This is a genomic window from Streptomyces canus 299MFChir4.1 (genome assembly GCF_000383615.1).
GTDB classification, from domain to species: Bacteria; Actinomycetota; Actinomycetes; order Streptomycetales; family Streptomycetaceae; genus Streptomyces; species Streptomyces canus_C.
Genome location: NZ_KB911590.1, coordinates 19,866 through 34,401, shown reverse-complemented (window position 1 = coordinate 34,401; position 14,536 = coordinate 19,866). Strand labels below are relative to the sequence as shown.

General features: G+C 70.8%; 15 protein-coding genes and 1 riboswitch. Of the genes, 7 read left to right on the top strand and 8 right to left on the bottom strand.

Features of this window, described 5'->3' with window-relative positions; translation table 11 throughout:
- Window positions 1-48: 48 nt before the first annotated feature.
- Window positions 49-161, top strand: a riboswitch (TPP riboswitch).
- The 5 genes from thiO (at window position 159) to H293_RS0121350 (ending at window position 5,366) form a co-directional block, all read left to right on the top strand.
- Window positions 159-1,316, top strand: a complete 1,158-nt coding sequence (gene thiO, locus H293_RS0121370) for a glycine oxidase ThiO (RefSeq protein WP_020119881.1) — start codon at window positions 159-161, stop codon at window positions 1,314-1,316. (Overlaps the previous riboswitch by 3 nt.)
- Entirely contained in the window at window positions 1,313-1,513 is a 201-nt protein-coding gene (thiS, locus tag H293_RS0121365; protein ID WP_020119880.1) for a sulfur carrier protein ThiS, read from the top strand. The genes thiO and thiS overlap by 4 nt, the downstream gene beginning before the upstream one ends.
- 3 nt (window positions 1,514-1,516) lie before the next feature.
- A complete protein-coding gene (locus tag H293_RS0121360) occupies window positions 1,517-2,311 on the top strand; it encodes a thiazole synthase (RefSeq protein WP_020119879.1) in 795 nt (264 codons plus the stop codon).
- Window positions 2,312-2,429: 118 nt separating this feature from the next.
- The gene (pknB, locus tag H293_RS0121355; protein WP_020119878.1) at window positions 2,430-4,367 is read left to right on the top strand and encodes a Stk1 family PASTA domain-containing Ser/Thr kinase; all 1,938 of its coding nucleotides are present in this window, start codon (window positions 2,430-2,432) and stop codon (window positions 4,365-4,367) included.
- A 135-nt stretch (window positions 4,368-4,502) separates the two neighbouring features.
- Window positions 4,503-5,366: a deoxyribonuclease IV gene (locus tag H293_RS0121350; protein ID WP_078612637.1), complete on the top strand. Its 864-nt coding sequence runs from the start codon at window positions 4,503-4,505 to the stop codon at window positions 5,364-5,366.
- 29 nt (window positions 5,367-5,395) lie between these two features.
- Here the strand turns inward: H293_RS0121350 and H293_RS0121345 are convergent, their stop codons facing one another.
- The 5 genes from H293_RS0121345 to H293_RS0121325 all read right to left on the bottom strand — a co-directional run bounded on the left by H293_RS0121345 (window position 5,396) and on the right by H293_RS0121325 (window position 10,696).
- Window positions 5,396-5,884 (bottom strand): Pycsar system effector family protein, encoded by a 489-nt coding sequence (locus H293_RS0121345; protein ID WP_020119876.1) that lies wholly within the window; start codon window positions 5,882-5,884, stop codon window positions 5,396-5,398.
- Complete coding sequence (locus H293_RS0121340) at window positions 5,881-6,957, bottom strand: hypothetical protein (protein WP_028808064.1); 1,077 nt, start codon at window positions 6,955-6,957, stop codon at window positions 5,881-5,883. Before H293_RS0121340 ends, H293_RS0121345 begins: the two co-directional genes overlap by 4 nt.
- Window positions 6,954-9,155 carry a hypothetical protein gene (locus tag H293_RS0121335; RefSeq protein WP_020119875.1) on the bottom strand — a complete coding sequence of 734 codons (2,202 nt, stop codon included), beginning with the start codon at window positions 9,153-9,155 and terminating at the stop codon, window positions 6,954-6,956. Before H293_RS0121335 ends, H293_RS0121340 begins: the two co-directional genes overlap by 4 nt.
- Window positions 9,152-9,892 (bottom strand): nucleotidyl cyclase domain-containing protein, encoded by a 741-nt coding sequence (locus H293_RS49815; protein WP_051138137.1) that lies wholly within the window; start codon window positions 9,890-9,892, stop codon window positions 9,152-9,154. The genes H293_RS0121335 and H293_RS49815 overlap by 4 nt, the downstream gene beginning before the upstream one ends.
- A 105-nt stretch (window positions 9,893-9,997) precedes the next feature.
- Window positions 9,998-10,696, bottom strand: coding sequence for a Crp/Fnr family transcriptional regulator (locus H293_RS0121325; RefSeq protein WP_028808062.1), 699 nt, complete (start codon window positions 10,694-10,696; stop codon window positions 9,998-10,000).
- 233 nt (window positions 10,697-10,929) lie between these two features.
- On the opposite strand from H293_RS0121325, the gene H293_RS0121320 reads away from it, so the two are divergent.
- Complete coding sequence (locus tag H293_RS0121320) at window positions 10,930-11,436, top strand: DUF4396 domain-containing protein (RefSeq protein WP_020119873.1); 507 nt, start codon at window positions 10,930-10,932, stop codon at window positions 11,434-11,436.
- Between the two features lie 3 nt (window positions 11,437-11,439).
- Here the strand turns inward: H293_RS0121320 and H293_RS0121315 are convergent, their stop codons facing one another.
- Window positions 11,440-12,072, bottom strand: a complete 633-nt coding sequence (locus H293_RS0121315) for a sulfite oxidase-like oxidoreductase (protein ID WP_020119872.1) — start codon at window positions 12,070-12,072, stop codon at window positions 11,440-11,442.
- A 177-nt stretch (window positions 12,073-12,249) separates the two neighbouring features.
- On the opposite strand from H293_RS0121315, the gene bfr reads away from it, so the two are divergent.
- A complete protein-coding gene (gene bfr / locus H293_RS0121310; RefSeq protein ID WP_020119871.1) occupies window positions 12,250-12,729 on the top strand; it encodes a bacterioferritin in 480 nt (159 codons plus the stop codon).
- Here the strand turns inward: bfr and H293_RS0121305 are convergent.
- Together H293_RS0121305 and H293_RS0121300 are read right to left on the bottom strand one after the other, a co-directional pair.
- On the bottom strand, window positions 12,726-12,959 hold the full coding sequence (locus H293_RS0121305) for a (2Fe-2S)-binding protein (protein ID WP_033415555.1): 234 nt from the start codon (window positions 12,957-12,959) through the stop codon (window positions 12,726-12,728). The two genes, bfr and H293_RS0121305, sit on opposite strands and share 4 nt — an antisense overlap.
- Before the next feature lie 147 nt (window positions 12,960-13,106).
- Entirely contained in the window at window positions 13,107-14,459 is a 1,353-nt protein-coding gene (locus H293_RS0121300) for a class II 3-deoxy-7-phosphoheptulonate synthase (RefSeq protein WP_020119869.1), read from the bottom strand.
- Window positions 14,460-14,536 lie beyond the last annotated feature (77 nt).

The window sequence follows — 14,536 nt, the reverse complement described above, 5'->3', positions numbered from 1 at the left end:
AGAGGCTCCCTTACTGAGACGCACGGCGTCGGGCTAGGGTGGCCAACGTAGAGCACTCGCGGGAGCCCGGACGCACCGGGCTGAGAGGGAGGCTGGGCGGCCTCCGACCGTACGAACCTGATCCGGGTCATGCCGGCGAAGGGAGGGGCTGGACGCCCATGTCCTCACGTACGTCAGACGTCCTCGTCGTCGGGGGCGGCATCATCGGCCTGGTCACGGCCTGGCGGTCCGCGCAACGCGGTCTCACCACGGCCGTCGTGGACCCCGAACCGGGCCGCGGGGCCGCCCAGGTGGCCGCCGGGATGCTGGCCGCGGTCACCGAACTGCACTACGGCGAGCAGACCCTGCTGGGCCTGAACCTCGCCTCCGCCCACCGCTATCCCGCCTTCACCGCCGAACTCACCGAGCTGACCGGACAGGACCTCGGCTACCGCCGCTGCGGCACGCTCGCCGTCGCGCTGGACGCCGACGACCGCGCCCACCTTCGCGAACTGCACGCGCTCCAGCGGCAGTCGGGGCTGGAGTCGGAGTGGCTGTCCGGCCGGGAGTGCCGACGCCTGGAACCGATGCTCGCGCCGGGGGTGCGGGGCGGGCTGCGGGTGGACGGCGACCACCAGATCGATCCGCGCCGCCTCACGCGCGCGTTGCTGGCCGCGTGCGAGCGGGCGGGCGTGCTGTTCCACCGCACGTGGGCGCAGCGTCTGTGTGTCGTACGGGACCGGGCCGCCGGGGTCGCCACCACGGACGGCGAGGAACTGGGCGCCGAGCAGGTGGTGCTCGCCGCCGGAAGCCTCAGCGGCCGCCTGGAAGGGGTCCCGCAGGCCCTCCTGCCGCCCGTACGGCCCGTGAAGGGGCAGGTGCTGCGGCTGACCGTGCCGCCGCGCCACGCGCCCTTCCTGAGCCGAACCGTACGGGCCGTCGTACGCGGCAGCCACGTCTACCTGGTGCCGCGCGAGAGCGGCGAACTGGTGATCGGCGCGACCAGCGAGGAGCTGGGCTGGGACACCACGGTGACCGCGGGCGGGGTGTACGAGCTGCTGCGGGACGCGCACGAACTGGTCCCCGGCATCACCGAGCTGCCGCTGACGGAGACCCGCGCGGGACTGCGCCCGGGCTCCCCGGACAACGCGCCGCTGCTCGGCCCGACGGAACTGCCCGGCCTTCTGCTGGCCACCGGGCACTACCGCAACGGCGTGCTGCTGACACCGGTCACCGGGGACGCGCTGGCACATGCCCTGACGACCGGTGAACTGCCGGAGGTGGCCCGCCCGTTCACTCCGAGGCGGTTCCTGGAGTCCGTGGAGCAGCCGGCATGAACATCTCCGTCAACGGGGAGCCGCGCCAGTTCGCTCCCGGCACGGCTCTCGACACCGTGGTGCGGGCGCTGACTCCGGCGCCCTCCGGGGTGGCCGCCGCGCTCAACGAGACCGTCGTCCCGCGCGCGCAGTGGCCCTCGACGTCCCTCGCCGAGGGAGACCGCGTGGAAGTCCTCACCGCCGTCCAAGGAGGCTGACCCATGGCCGACGACCCCTTCGTCATCGGCGGTACGTCCTTCTCGTCCCGGCTGATCATGGGCACGGGCGGTGCGCCCAGCCTGGACGTGCTGGAGCGGGCGCTGCTCGCCTCCGCCACCGAGCTGACGACGGTCGCGATGCGCCGCGTGAACCCCTCGGTGCACGGCTCGGTGCTGTCCGTACTGGAGAAGCTCGGCATCCGGGTGCTCCCGAACACGGCGGGCTGTTTCACCGCCGGGGAGGCCGTCCTGACGGCCCGCCTCGCGCGCGAGGCGCTCGGCACCGACCTGGTCAAGCTGGAGGTCATCGCCGACGAGCGCACCCTTCTGCCGGACCCCATAGAGCTCCTGGACGCGGCGGAGACCCTGGTGGACGACGGCTTCACGGTACTGCCGTACACCAACGACGACCCCGTGCTGGCCCGCAAGCTGGAGGACGTGGGCTGCGCGGCGATCATGCCGCTCGGCTCCCCGATCGGCTCGGGCCTCGGCATCCGCAATCCGCACAACTTCCAGCTGATCGTCGAGCACGCGCGCGTGCCGGTGATCCTGGACGCCGGGGCCGGCACGGCCTCGGACGCGGCCCTGGCGATGGAACTCGGCTGTGCGGGTGTGATGCTCGCCTCGGCGGTGACGCGGGCGCAGGAGCCGGAGCTGATGGCGCACGCGATGCGGCACGCGGTGGAGGCGGGACGGCTGGCGTACCGGGCGGGGCGCATCCCGCGGCGGCATTTCGCCGAGGCTTCCTCCCCGGTGGAGGGCAGGGCCGTACTGGACCCGGAACGTCCCGCGTTCTGAACGCACGTTCGACCTGGGACACGGGCAGGTGCGACCTCCGTCACAGGTCAGCTGCAGTACGGCCGTCAAAACCGCCGAAGCGGATGGACTGTCGGCGGCGGCTCGTAGACTCGCCTGCGTGGATACGACCCTTCAGGACCCGCTGGTCGGGCAGGTGCTCGACGGCCGCTATCGCGTGGACGCGCGTATCGCGGTCGGCGGGATGGCCACGGTCTACCGGGCCCTGGACACCCGTCTGGACCGCGTGCTCGCGCTCAAGGTGATGCACCCCGCGCTCGCGGCGGACGGGACCTTCGTCGAGCGGTTCATCCGGGAGGCCAAGTCCGTCGCCCGGCTCTCCCACCCCAACGTCGTGCAGGTCTTCGACCAGGGCACCGACGGGTCGTACGTCTACCTCGCCATGGAGTACGTCGCCGGCTGCACTCTGCGTGACGTGCTGCGCGAGCGCGGGGCGCTGCAGCCGCGCGCCGCCCTGGACATCCTGGAGCCGGTGCTCGCCGCGCTCGGCGCCGCGCACCGCGCCGGTTTCGTGCACCGGGACATGAAGCCGGAGAACGTCCTGATCGGGGACGACGGCCGGGTCAAGGTCGCCGACTTCGGTCTCGTGCGGTCCGTGAACACCGTGACCAGCACCACCGGAGCCGTCCTTGGCACCGTGTCCTATCTCTCGCCCGAGCAGATCGACCAGCCCGGCGCCGCGGACGCCCGCGTCGACGTGTACGCGTGCGGTGTCGTCCTGTACGAGATGCTGACCGGCAGCCAGCCGCACGAAGGCGAATCCCCCGCGATAGTCCTCTACAAGCACCTCCACGAGGACGTCCCGCCGCCCTCGGCCGTGGTCCCGGGGCTGCCGTACGAACTGGACGAGCTGGTCGCGTCGGCGACCGCCCGCACCCCTGACCTGCGTCCGTACGACGCCGTGGCCCTGCTCGCGCAGACCCGCGAGGCCCGCGGCAGACTGAGCGCCGACCAGCTGGACGCGGTGCCGCCGCAGGCGCTCGCCACGGAGTACGGGGGCGCCGAGAACCGTACGAGCGTGATCCCGCGCTCGCTGACGGTGCCGCGCCTGCTGCCGGTCAACGAGGACGAGCCCCAGCCGGGATACCACCGCACCAGCGTCCTGCAGAGCCCCCCGCTCCCGCCGTCCCGGCGTGACCGCTCCTCCGGCAGGCCCCGGCGCGGCCCACTCCTGATCGTCGCCGCGGTTCTGCTGGCCCTCGGGCTCGGGGCAGGTGTCTGGTACATCAACTCCGGCCAGTTCACCCAGGTCCCGGCCCTCCTGACGAAGACCGAGGCGCAGGCCCGGGACCGGCTGGACGAGGCAGGTCTGGAGACCGGCAAGGTCACATACGCCTACAGCGACACCGTGAAGCGCGGCACCGTCATCAGCACGGACCCAGGGGTCGGCAGCCGGATCCGGAACCACGATTCCGTGTCGCTCACCCTCTCCAAGGGCCCGCAGACGGTGAAGGTGCCCGACGTGGACGGGTGGGTGCTGGGCAAGGCGCGAGCCCGGCTGAAGGCGGAGGGACTGGAGCCGGGCATGGCCACCCGAGAGTTCAGCGACGACGTCCCGAAGGGGTTCGTGATCGGCACCGACCCCGAGAGCGGCACCACGCTGCGCGCCGGCTCGGCCGTCGCGTTCACCGTCAGCAAAGGCGCCCCGGTCGACGTCCCGGACGTCACCGGCGAGGACCTGGCCGACGCCAAGGCCGACCTGGCGGAGGCCGGCCTGAAGGTCGAGGTCGCCACCACCCGGGTCAACTCCGAGTACGACGCGGGCCAGGTCGCCAAGCAGACCCCGACCCCCGACAGTCAGGCGGCCGAGGGCGACACCGTCACGCTGACGGTCTCCAAGGGCCCGGTGATGGTCGAGGTCCCGGACGTCACGGGCGACAGCGTGGACGACGCCAAGGCCGAACTGGAGGACGCGGGCTTCCAGGTCGACGAGGACCGCGGCCTGCTGGGCCTGTTCGGCGACACGGTCAAGAAGCAGTCGGTGAAGGGCGGGGACACGGCGCCCAAGGGTTCGACGATCACGATCACGATCCGCTGAGCGCGGCGCGCCGCCCCGCAGGGGCGCGGGGAACTGCGCGACCAGCCCCACCGGCCCGCACCCGCGCGACGGCCTGCCGGGGCACACGCCTGGGGCGCCTCGCACAGGCGCCGCAGGCAATGGCACCCTTGACCGGTGACAACTCAGCGCAACCCCGTCGGCGGCCATGTCCCCGTGGCCGGCGGTCTCCACTCGGTGGGCCTGTCGTACGCCCAGGACCTCGATGCCGAGACCGTGCAGGTCTTCGTCGCCAACCCACGCGGCTGGGCCACCCCCGTCGGAAACCCCCGCCAGGACGAGGCGTTCCGCGAGACCTGCGCGGAACGGTCGATTCCGGCGTATGTGCACGCCCCGTACCTGATCAACTTCGGCTCGCACACCGAGGCGACGGTGGAGAAGTCGGTCGACTCGCTCCGGCACTCCCTGAGGCGCGGGCGTGAGATCGGCGCGCTCGGTGTCGTCGTGCACACGGGCAGCGCGACCGGCGGCCGGGACCGTTCCGTGGCCCTGAAGCAGGTCCGCGAGCACCTGCTGCCGCTCCTCGACGAACTCACCCACGACGACGACCCGCACCTGCTCCTGGAGTCGACCGCCGGCCAGGGCGCCTCGCTCTGCTCCCGCACCTGGGACTTCGGCCCGTACTTCGAGGCCCTGGACGCCCATCCGAAGCTGGGCGTCTGCCTGGACACCTGCCACATCTTCGCCGCCGGCCACGAACTGACCGGCCCCTCCGGCATGCACCAGACGCTCGACCTGCTGGTGGACACGGTCGGCGAGGGCCGCCTGAAGCTGATCCACGCCAACGACTCCAAGGACGTCGTCGGCGCCCACAAGGACCGCCACGAGAACATCGGCTCCGGCCATATCGGCGAGGACCCGTTCCGCGCCCTGATGACCCACCCCGCCACCGAGGGCGTCCCCCTGATCATCGAGACCCCCGGCGGCAAGGAGGGGCACGCGGCGGACGTGGAGCGGTTGAAGAAGCTCCGGGACGGCTGAGGACGGCGAAGGAAGCCGGGACGACCGGGTCAGCTCACGACGGCCGACAGGAACGCCAGCAGCAACCCCGCCCCCAGAAGCGCCATCGACCGACGCAGCCAGCGGTACTTGGCCGAGAGGATGACGCTGACGTCCTGGAACTGGGTCAGCAACCAGCTCACCCGGTCCGCGCCTGCCTCGGCGGTGGCACGGCGCAACACCTCCAGGTCCGTGTCCCGGAGAGCGTCGGCGTAGTACGTCGGACCCGGGACCGAGCGGACCGTGCCGGTGCGGGGCAGGATCACCGCGAGGAGCAGGAGCGTGCCGACCGCCCAGAGCGCCCCGCCCGCCGCGAGGAGCACCAGGGACAGCCCCGAGGCTTCGGTCGGTATCCCTCTGCCGAGCGCCAGCGCCGGCACCGCCACGGCACCCGAGAGCAGGATCGACGCCTTCACGTCCGCCCTGCCCAGATCCTCGCGTACGGTCAGCAGCAGCCGCTCGGCGACGTACTGCGCGGCATCCGGTGCGTCTGGGGTCACTCGCGGGTCCCGGAACCGGATTCGTACTCCATCCCCGTGCCCTCTCCGGGAACCGAGTCGGTCGGCGGCGCGGGAGGAATCGACGGTGCGTCGGCCGGAGGCAGCGGCGGAGCGGGCGGCATCGGAGGTATCGGCAGCGAGGTCGGGGCCGACGGCAGCCCGTTGGGGAAGACACCTCCGGCGACCGTACGGCTGTAGTCGATGAGGGCCTGGACCTGGTCGTCGATCTGGTGCCGCTGGACGACGCCCTGGTTGATCAGGTTGGTCAGGTAGTCCAGAGCGCCCTGGCGCTGCTCGCGGGCCTGCTGCTGGAGCACGCCGAGGATCTCGTGCGCCCGGCTCGGGTCCTGGGCCAGCATCGTGGCGTACTGGACGGTCTCGCCCGCGCTGATCAGCTTCTGCGCGTCGTCGAGGTTGGCGGCGATCCGCGCCCTGTGCGCGATGTCCATGGCCTCCTGCACCTTGCTGCCCTTCTCGACCGCGATCATCTGGGCCTGGTGGTCGGCGGCGGCCTGGCCGAGGTCGATGCGGATGAAGACCTGGGTGACCAGGCCGAGGTCGGCGCCGAAGTCGTTCCACCGACCGCTGGCCAGCTCGTCCTGGATCGCCTCGTCGACCTGCTGCGCCGAGTCCAGGCTGTAGCGTCGGCTGATCCCTCGCAGTCGGGCCTCCAGCGGAGGCCGGAGCATACGTTCCACGTCCACCACCCGCTTCTCGGCGGCAAGGTAGAAGTCGCGCACCTCCCAGTTGACGTCCGCGCCCGCCTTGAACCGCGACCGGTCGCCGTGGGTGGGCAGTTCGAGCTGGAAGGAGACCTGGTGCTGACCGCGGGCGACCCAGCACACCGAGGTGGGCTTGGCCATCAGCGGCTTGTTGACATGCTCAGCGCCACGCACCGTGATGACGCTGTATCCGCCGTTCTTGTAGTAGAGCACCGAGGCCACCTGGCTGTTGCGGTGCCGGTAGGCGGCCTGTGGGGCGAACTCGCGTACGAAGGGGCCTCTGAGGTCGTGCGGGAGGACGAACTCCTCGTCCTGGCGCGGCCACTGCTGGCCCCACTGGTTGTGCGTCATCGTGTACTCGCTCCCTGGACCGCCCCCCACAAGCGGCGGACCTGCTGTTCGTTCAGTGGTTGGTCGGGGTCTTCGGTCAGTTCCGTGAGCAGGGACAGCAGCCGGTCCCGGTCGTCCTGGCTGTGCACGAGCAGCGGCAGGAACCGCTCCAGCCACATGGCCCAGGGCTGGTCGGCCGAGTCGCGCAACCAGCCGGACAGAGTGTCGACGGCGGCCTGGTAGGACCGTGGGGTCTGCAGAGCCGTCCACAGGAGCCCGGCGAGTTCCAAGGCCTGCGCGGGCCGCACCGCGGCCAGGGCGAGCATCAGCGGCCAGTCGCCGTGGCTTTCCAGATCGTCGTGCTGGTTCCAGAGGTCGACCACGGAGACGGAAGCCAGGAAGATCGTGCTCTGCAGTCCCAGGTCCTGCTGGGGCCGACGTTCGTCGGACAGCCAGGCCCGGATCCGGCTCACAGTGCGGCCGTCGGGGTGGGCGCCTGCGAAGTGGGCGACCTGGACGGCCGCGTCGGCCCGTAGCCGCCCCTCGTCCCAGACGCCGATTCCGCCGAGCAGGTCCAGCGTCTCGCGCAGGGTGGCCGTGGCCCGTCCCCTGCCGAGTACGGCGCCCGCCGTCCAGCGCAGTTGCTCGTCGCCGTGCCGGGCCCAGGAGCCGACCAGGGCCCGGATCGCACTGCCGACGTCCGGGGAGCGCAGGGCCACGTCGAGCACGGTCGCGGCGAACAGCCGGCGTCGAGCCTGCTTGGCCTGAGCCATGGGCTGGACCAGTTCGTGCACGGTGTGCGACAGGTCGAGGCGGCACAGCTGTCCGGCCGCGACGGCAGCCCGCACCCAGACCTGGGGCCGGTCGTCCTCGCACAGTCCGGCCAGCCACCGCAGCACCGGTCCGCGCGCGTTGTGCCGGTGCTGCCAGAGGTGGCCGAGGACGGCCGGGGCGAGGGCCTCACCGGCGAAGCGCACCGTGCGGACCGGGACCTCCTCGGTACCGACCTCCTCCGTGCCGAGTTCGGCGACCGCGCGGGCGGAGACCAGCCGGGCCTCGACGCCGTCGCTGAACAGCGGTCGGCCGGGGGTCGCCTCCGGATCGACGGTGACGGCCAGTTCCCAGGCGAGTACCTCGGCGGCCTCGGCGACGGCGCTGAGCGAGGCCCCGTCCAGGACCGCGACGGCGATCCGGTAGGCCGCGTCCCGTAATCGCTCGGGGGTCTCGGAGCGAACGCCTCCGGCGAACCATTCGGCGGCCTGGCTCTCGGCGAACTTGCGGCATTCGGCGAGCAGTTCGTCGTGCGTGAGCTCGCCCCGGGTGTTGCGGGCGAGCAGTGTCGCGAAGTGGGCGGCCTCCGCCGGCCGCAGGTCGTCGAGACCCCGCGCCTCCACCACCTCGGGATCGAGGGCCATGGCCCGGGCCCGCTCGTACGACCCGGGCCCCGCCTCGTCGAGTTCGTCGGCGAGATGACCTTCGAGTACGGCGGTGTGCGCGACCGGGGTGTGGACGCGGTAGTAACGGCCGCTGTGGGAGAGCACGTCCCCGGGTTCGGGGGTGGCCAGCAGGACGGCGTACGCCTGCTTCTTGCGGAGCAGTTCGCACAGCCGGTCCAGGCCTGTCTCGTCGGGCAGTCCGACGGCACTGGGTTCCAGAACATAGCCGTGGCCCCCATGGACCTGGCCGTCGTCCAGGTGGTCCAGGTCGGTACGCGGGTCGAGCCGCGAGACCTGGCCGCGGGTCAGGTCGTCCAGCAGGGACAGGGCGGTGTAGGCACGGCCGGTGCCGGGACGGCCGAGCAGGACCAGAAGCCGTCCGTCACGCAGTTGCTCGTGGTACGCGCCGTAGTCCTTCGGTTCCTGGAAGACCCGGCGCAACCTGCGTAGTTCGTCCTCCGGGAGCGGGCCGGCGAGCAGCCGCTCGGCCGCCGGTCCGCCGTAGAAGTTCATGGTGTGGACGGACCCGGAACTGATGAGGGTGCCGGATCCGTGCGAGGACACGGTCGAGCGGTAGATCCGGGAGGCGGCGGCCGCGGCCCCGGGCAGCGCCTCCTCGCCGAGCGGGTCGGCCGCCGTGCCGCCGATGACGTCGGACTGAGGTGGTTCCGGGCCGCTCCCCTGGTCGGGGCCGTCGGCCCTGTCCGGCTCGGCCTTCTGCTGCGGCTGTTGCTGCTGGGGTTTCGGGTTGCCCTGAGGGGGCTGGGGGCTCTGCGCGTTCACCGGTCACCGCCGTACTGGTTGATGTGCAACGTGTCGACGTTGCCGTTGGCGATGAACTGACCGCTGCCGTGGTGGTGGTTGTTCTGGACGAAGCTGTCCCCGGTGCCGTGGGGCTGCGGCGGCTCGGGCCGGACGGTTTCCGCCGCGGCCCCCGGGTCGGGCGGCTGCGACAGTCCGGGCACGGTGAACCACGCGGCACTGCGGCCCTCCTTCAGCTCCACCTCGTGGCGGCGGTAGCGGCCCGGCTCCACCCAGCGTCCGCCGGCGAGGACGACGTCCTCGTACAGCCGGTCGGAGGCGACCACCACCAGGGGTGAACCGGCCGCGGCCTTCAGGATCGCCTTCGCGGTGTCGCAGTCGCCCAGGCGGCAGGCCAGGTCGACGGCCCGCCCGGAGCGGCCGTGCGCGTCGGCCGTGACAGGGCCGATGTGCAGGCCCACCCGCAGCCGCAGCGGCTTCTTGAGGCCGCCGTTCATCTGGCGGAGGTCCTGGTGGAGGTACTCCAGCCACTCCCCCACCACCCGCTTGGGCGGCACGTCGGCCGCCAGGACGCTGAGGATGCCGTCACCGCGGTCCTCCTGGTAGAGCCGGGGAGCGCGGATACGAGCCTGTTCGAAGGCGGCGTTCGTGACCTCGTAGAGTCTGCGCCGCATCTCGGGTTTCTCGGTGTCGGACAGCAGGCCCGAGCCCTGCGCGTCCACGTTGACGATGAAGCCGTAAGCGGCTTCCCCCTCCATCGTTCTCTCCTGTCTGCCGTCCCGTCGAACCACCGGCTCCTCGGATGGTCGCGGAGCCGGCCGATCACCGCTGTAGCCGTTTACACAGCGCGGCACCCGGTGTTTCTAGGTCTGTGTGCCATGAGGCTGTCCGGCGGCGAGCAGGCGGAGCGGATCCAGGTCGGCGACGGCGAGGGTGCCGGGGCCGGTACGGACCAGGCCCTGTTCGCGTAACAGGCGCAGGGCCTTGGCGACGGCCTCGCGGGTGGAGCCCACGGACGCGGCCAGTTCGTGCTGTGCGAGGGGGAGCCGTATGGTCACTGCCTCGTTCTCCAGCCGGCCGGTACGGTCGGCGAGTTCGACCAGGCGTTCCGCCAGTCTCTGCAACACGGTCATGGAGGCGAGGGCACGGCGCTCGTGGTCCGCGCTGCGCAGCCGCTCGGTGAGCTGGATCGTCATCAGCGCGTTGGCGTGCGGCCGCGAGCCCAGGAAGCGACGGAAACGCTCTCCGGGTACGACCAGTCCGGTAAGCGGGCCAAGAGCGCTCACCGAGGCGCTTCGGGGACGGCCGTCGAGTGCCGCCATGTCGCCCACGACCTCGCCGGCCCGCCGCAGGGCCAGGATCAGACGGCCGCCACGCTCGGTCGGCGTCCACACCGTGCACCAGCCGCTGAGCAGGACCACCACGAACGTGGTGCGGTCCCCCTCCGCGAGGAGCGCGTCGTGCGGTGGGTACTCGTGCCGGGTGCCGAGACTCGACAACGCCTCCCGGTCCGCCGGGCTGAGACTCCCGAAAAAGGTATGCCGCTCTCCGAACAGGCCCACCGTCGTCCCCCGAACCGCTCTCCCCCGAACCGGATCGCAAGCGGAACCCCACAGACCCGACGAATCCGTCTCCACCCGACCTTCCCCGCCAGGCAAGGATCACAGCGTAGCGCTCTGGGCACGGAATGTGCTGTCCGTTACACGGAACGGCGCCCGAACCTTCACAGGAATACCCCCAGGGGGTATAAAGTTGCCCCTGTCGAAGGATCCGTCACCTGACACCGGGGGCAGTCGTGGACCACGAGCACACCGCAGGGACCGCACACACCCACACCGGGCACACCGACGCCGCACCGCCGGGCGCCACCTGGTCCACAGCCGTCCAGGCCACCCTCCACTGCCTCACCGGCTGCGCCATCGGCGAAGTGCTCGGGATGGTCATCGGCACCGCGCTGGGGTGGGGCAATCCGGCGACCACCGTGCTGGCGATCGTCCTGGCCTTCTTCTTCGGCTACTCCCTCACCCTGCGCGGGGTCCTGAGGGCCGGCATGAGCTTCCGGGCCGCGCTTCGGGTGGCGCTGGCCGCCGACACCCTGTCCATCGCAGTGATGGAGCTGATCGACAACGGCGTGATCGCCCTGTGGCCGGACGCCATGGACGCGGAACTCGCCGATCTGCTGTTCTGGGCGTCGCTGGCGATCTCGCTGGCCATCGCGTTCGTCGTCACCGTGCCGGTCAACAAGTGGATGATCGGCCGCGGCAAGGGACACGCGGTGGTCCACCGGCACCACGCCCACTGAGCGTCACAGCTCGGGGCCGTCTCCCGGCTCCTCCTGGTACGAGTACCGCTGTTCCTTCCAGGGGTCGCCGACGTTGTGGTAGCCGCGCTCCTCCCAGAACCCGCGCCGGTCGGCGATCATGTACTCCACGCCGCGGACCCATTTGGGCCCCTTCCAGGCGTACAGATGGGGGACGACCAGCCGGAGCGGAAACCCGTGCTCCGCGGTCAGCAGTTCCCCGTCCTTGTGGGTGGCGAAGATCGTGCGCTCGGACGCGAAGTCGTCGAGCCGCAGGTTGGAGCTGAAGCCGTACTCGGCCCAGACCATCACATGGGTGACCGCCGGCGCGGGCGGGGCGACGTCCAGGAGCGTGCGGGCGGGGATGCCGCCCCACTCGGCGCCCAGCATGCTGAACTTCGTCACACAGTGCAGGTCGCCCACGACGGTGGTGTACGGCAGGGCCGTGAACTCCTCGTGGTTCCAGCAGTGCTTCTCGTCGTCCGCGGTGGCGCCGAAGACCCGGAACTCCCAGCGCTCGGGCCGGAACCGGGGGACCGGGCCGTAGTGGGTGACGGGCCAGCCGCGCTGGAGTCGCTGCCCCGGCGGAAGCTCGGAGTGCGCCGCTTCTCCACTCTCCCGCTCCACCGGCTGACCCATGCCTTCCATCCTGACAGACCCGAGGCGATGCACCTGACCAGGCTCCCCGCAGCGGCTCTCAAATCGGAATAAGCATGCCCTTACTTACTAAGTGAGGGCTTACTGGACGATCTTCTTCGCCGGTGCGAGGATGCGGCGCAGCCTGCCAGTTCCCCACGGTTGGAAGGAGCCTCTGCGATGCAGGGCGACCCCGAGGTCATCGAATTCCTCAACGAGCAGCTCACGGGCGAGCTCACCGCGATCAACCAGTACTTCCTGCACGCGAAGATGCAGGAGAACTTCGGCTGGACGAAGCTCGCGAAGTACACGCGCCACGAGTCGTTCGACGAGATGAAGCACGCCGAGATCCTGACCGACCGCATCCTCTTCCTGGAGGGCCTGCCGAACTACCAGCGGCTGTTCCACGTGCGCGTGGGCCAGACCGTCAAGGAGATGTTCGAGGCCGACCGGCAGGTCGAGGTCGAGGCCATCGACCGCCTCAAGCGCGGTATCGAGGTGATGCGCGCCAAGGGTGACATCACCTCGGCGAACATCTTCGAGTCGATCCTCGCGGACGAGGAGCACCACATCGACTATCTCGACACGCAGCTGGAGCTTCTGGAGAAGCTCGGTGAGGCGCTCTACATCGCGCAGCTGATCGAGCAGCCGGAGAGCTAGGCGGCCTCGTCCAGTGCGGCGCGGGTGGGCTCGCCCTGCTCGACGAGTTCGCCCCGCGAGCACGCCCCGCGGCCCAGAAGGGCCTGAATGCGCCGTACACAGGAACCGCAGTCGGTGCCCGCCTTGCAGGCGGAGGCGATCTGGCGGGGAGTGCAGGCACCGTCCGCCGCGTGCTTCTTGACCTGCTGCTCGGTGACGCCGAAGCAACTGCAGATGTACACGCGGCTCACCTCCCGACGGGCTGATCAGTGTCGCCATCCCGATGATCGGTGAGGCTAACCTAACCTTACCCGGCGCTCAGGAACCGCAAAAGTGGAGCGGGGCGCGGATCGTATGTGATCCGCGCCCCATTCACGTCCCTGTAACAGGTGCCCCCGTTACTGGTCCCTGTACATCTCCGCGACGAGGAAGGCCAGGTCGAGCGACTGGCTGCGGTTGAGCCGCGGGTCGCAGGCCGTCTCGTAGCGCTGGTGCAGATCGTCGACGAAGATCTCGTCGCCGCCGCCCACGCACTCGGTGACGTCGTCACCGGTGAGCTCGACGTGGATGCCGCCCGGGTGGGTGCCGAGGCCCTTGTGGACCTCGAAGAAGCCCTTGACCTCGTCGAGCACGTCGTCGAAGCGGCGGGTCTTGTGACCGGAGGCCGCCTCGTAGGTGTTGCCGTGCATCGGGTCGGTGATCCAGGCCACGGTCGCGCCGGAGGCCGTGACCTTCTCGACCAGCTCGGGCAGCTTGTCGCGGACCTTGTCGGCGCCCATGCGGACGATGAAGGTCAGCCGGCCGGGCTCACGGTCGGGGTCCAGCCGCTCGATGTACTGCAGCGCCTCCTCGGCCGTGGTCGTCGGGCCGAGCTTGATGCCGATCGGGTTGCGGATCTGCGAGGCGAACTCGATGTGCGCGTGGTCCAGCTGCCGGGTGCGCTCACCGATCCACACCATGTGCGCCGAGACGTCGTACAGCCGCCCGGTGCGGGAGTCGACGCGGGTGAGCGCCGACTCGTAGTCGAGCAGCAGCGCCTCGTGCGAGGAGTAGAACTCGACGGTCTTGAACTCCTCGGGGTCGGTCCCGCAGGCCCGCATGAAGTTCAGCGCCTGGTCGATCTCCCGGGCCAGCTGCTCGTAGCGCTGGCCGGAGGGGGACGACTTCACGAAGTCCTGGTTCCAGGCGTGCACCTGGCGCAGGTCGGCGTAGCCGCCGGTGGTGAAGGCGCGCACCAGGTTGAGCGTGGACGCGGACGCGTTGTACATCCGCTTCAGGCGCTCGGGGTCCGGGATGCGGGCCTTCTCGTTGAACTCGAAGCCGTTGACGGAGTCGCCGCGGTACGTCGGCAGCGTCACGCCGTCGCGGGTCTCGGTGCCCTTGGAGCGCGGCTTGGAGTACTGGCCGGCGATGCGGCCGACCTTCACGACCGGCACCGAGGCGGCGTACGTCAGCACGGCGCCCATCTGGAGCAACGTCTTGAGCTTGTTGCGGATGTGGTCCGCGGACACGGCGTCGAAGGCCTCGGCGCAGTCGCCGCCCTGGAGGAGGAACGCCTCTCCCTTGGCGACGGCCGCCAACCGGGCGCGCAGCTGGTCGCACTCGCCCGCGAAGACGAGCGGCGGATACGACTCGAGGTCCGCGATCACTGCGCGCAGAGCCTCGGTGTCGGGGTACTCGGGCTGCTGCGCCGCGGGCAGGTCTCGCCAGGTGTTGCCAGCGCTCGCGCTGGTCTTAGCGTTCACGGTCACGGCATCAACATTACGGGGTCGTGTCGGGGCCCCAGCGCCGTGCCCAGCAAATGAGACACAGGGTACGAGGGTCGGAC

Bases quoted from the DNA above. Each gene is read 5' to 3' on its own strand.
- H293_RS49815 (WP_051138137.1), bottom strand. From the start codon at position 9,892: ATGGAGGGGGAAGCCGCTTACGGCTTCATCGTCAACGTGGACGCGCAG.
- bfr (WP_020119871.1), top strand. From the start codon at position 12,250: ATGCAGGGCGACCCCGAGGTCATCGAATTCCTCAACGAGCAGCTCACG.
- H293_RS0121315 (WP_020119872.1), bottom strand. From the start codon at position 12,072: ATGGGTCAGCCGGTGGAGCGGGAGAGTGGAGAAGCGGCGCACTCCGAG.
- thiO (WP_020119881.1), top strand. From the start codon at position 159: ATGTCCTCACGTACGTCAGACGTCCTCGTCGTCGGGGGCGGCATCATC.
- thiS (WP_020119880.1), top strand. From the start codon at position 1,313: ATGAACATCTCCGTCAACGGGGAGCCGCGCCAGTTCGCTCCCGGCACG.
- H293_RS0121340 (WP_028808064.1), bottom strand. From the start codon at position 6,957: ATGACGCACAACCAGTGGGGCCAGCAGTGGCCGCGCCAGGACGAGGAG.
- H293_RS0121360 (WP_020119879.1), top strand. From the start codon at position 1,517: ATGGCCGACGACCCCTTCGTCATCGGCGGTACGTCCTTCTCGTCCCGG.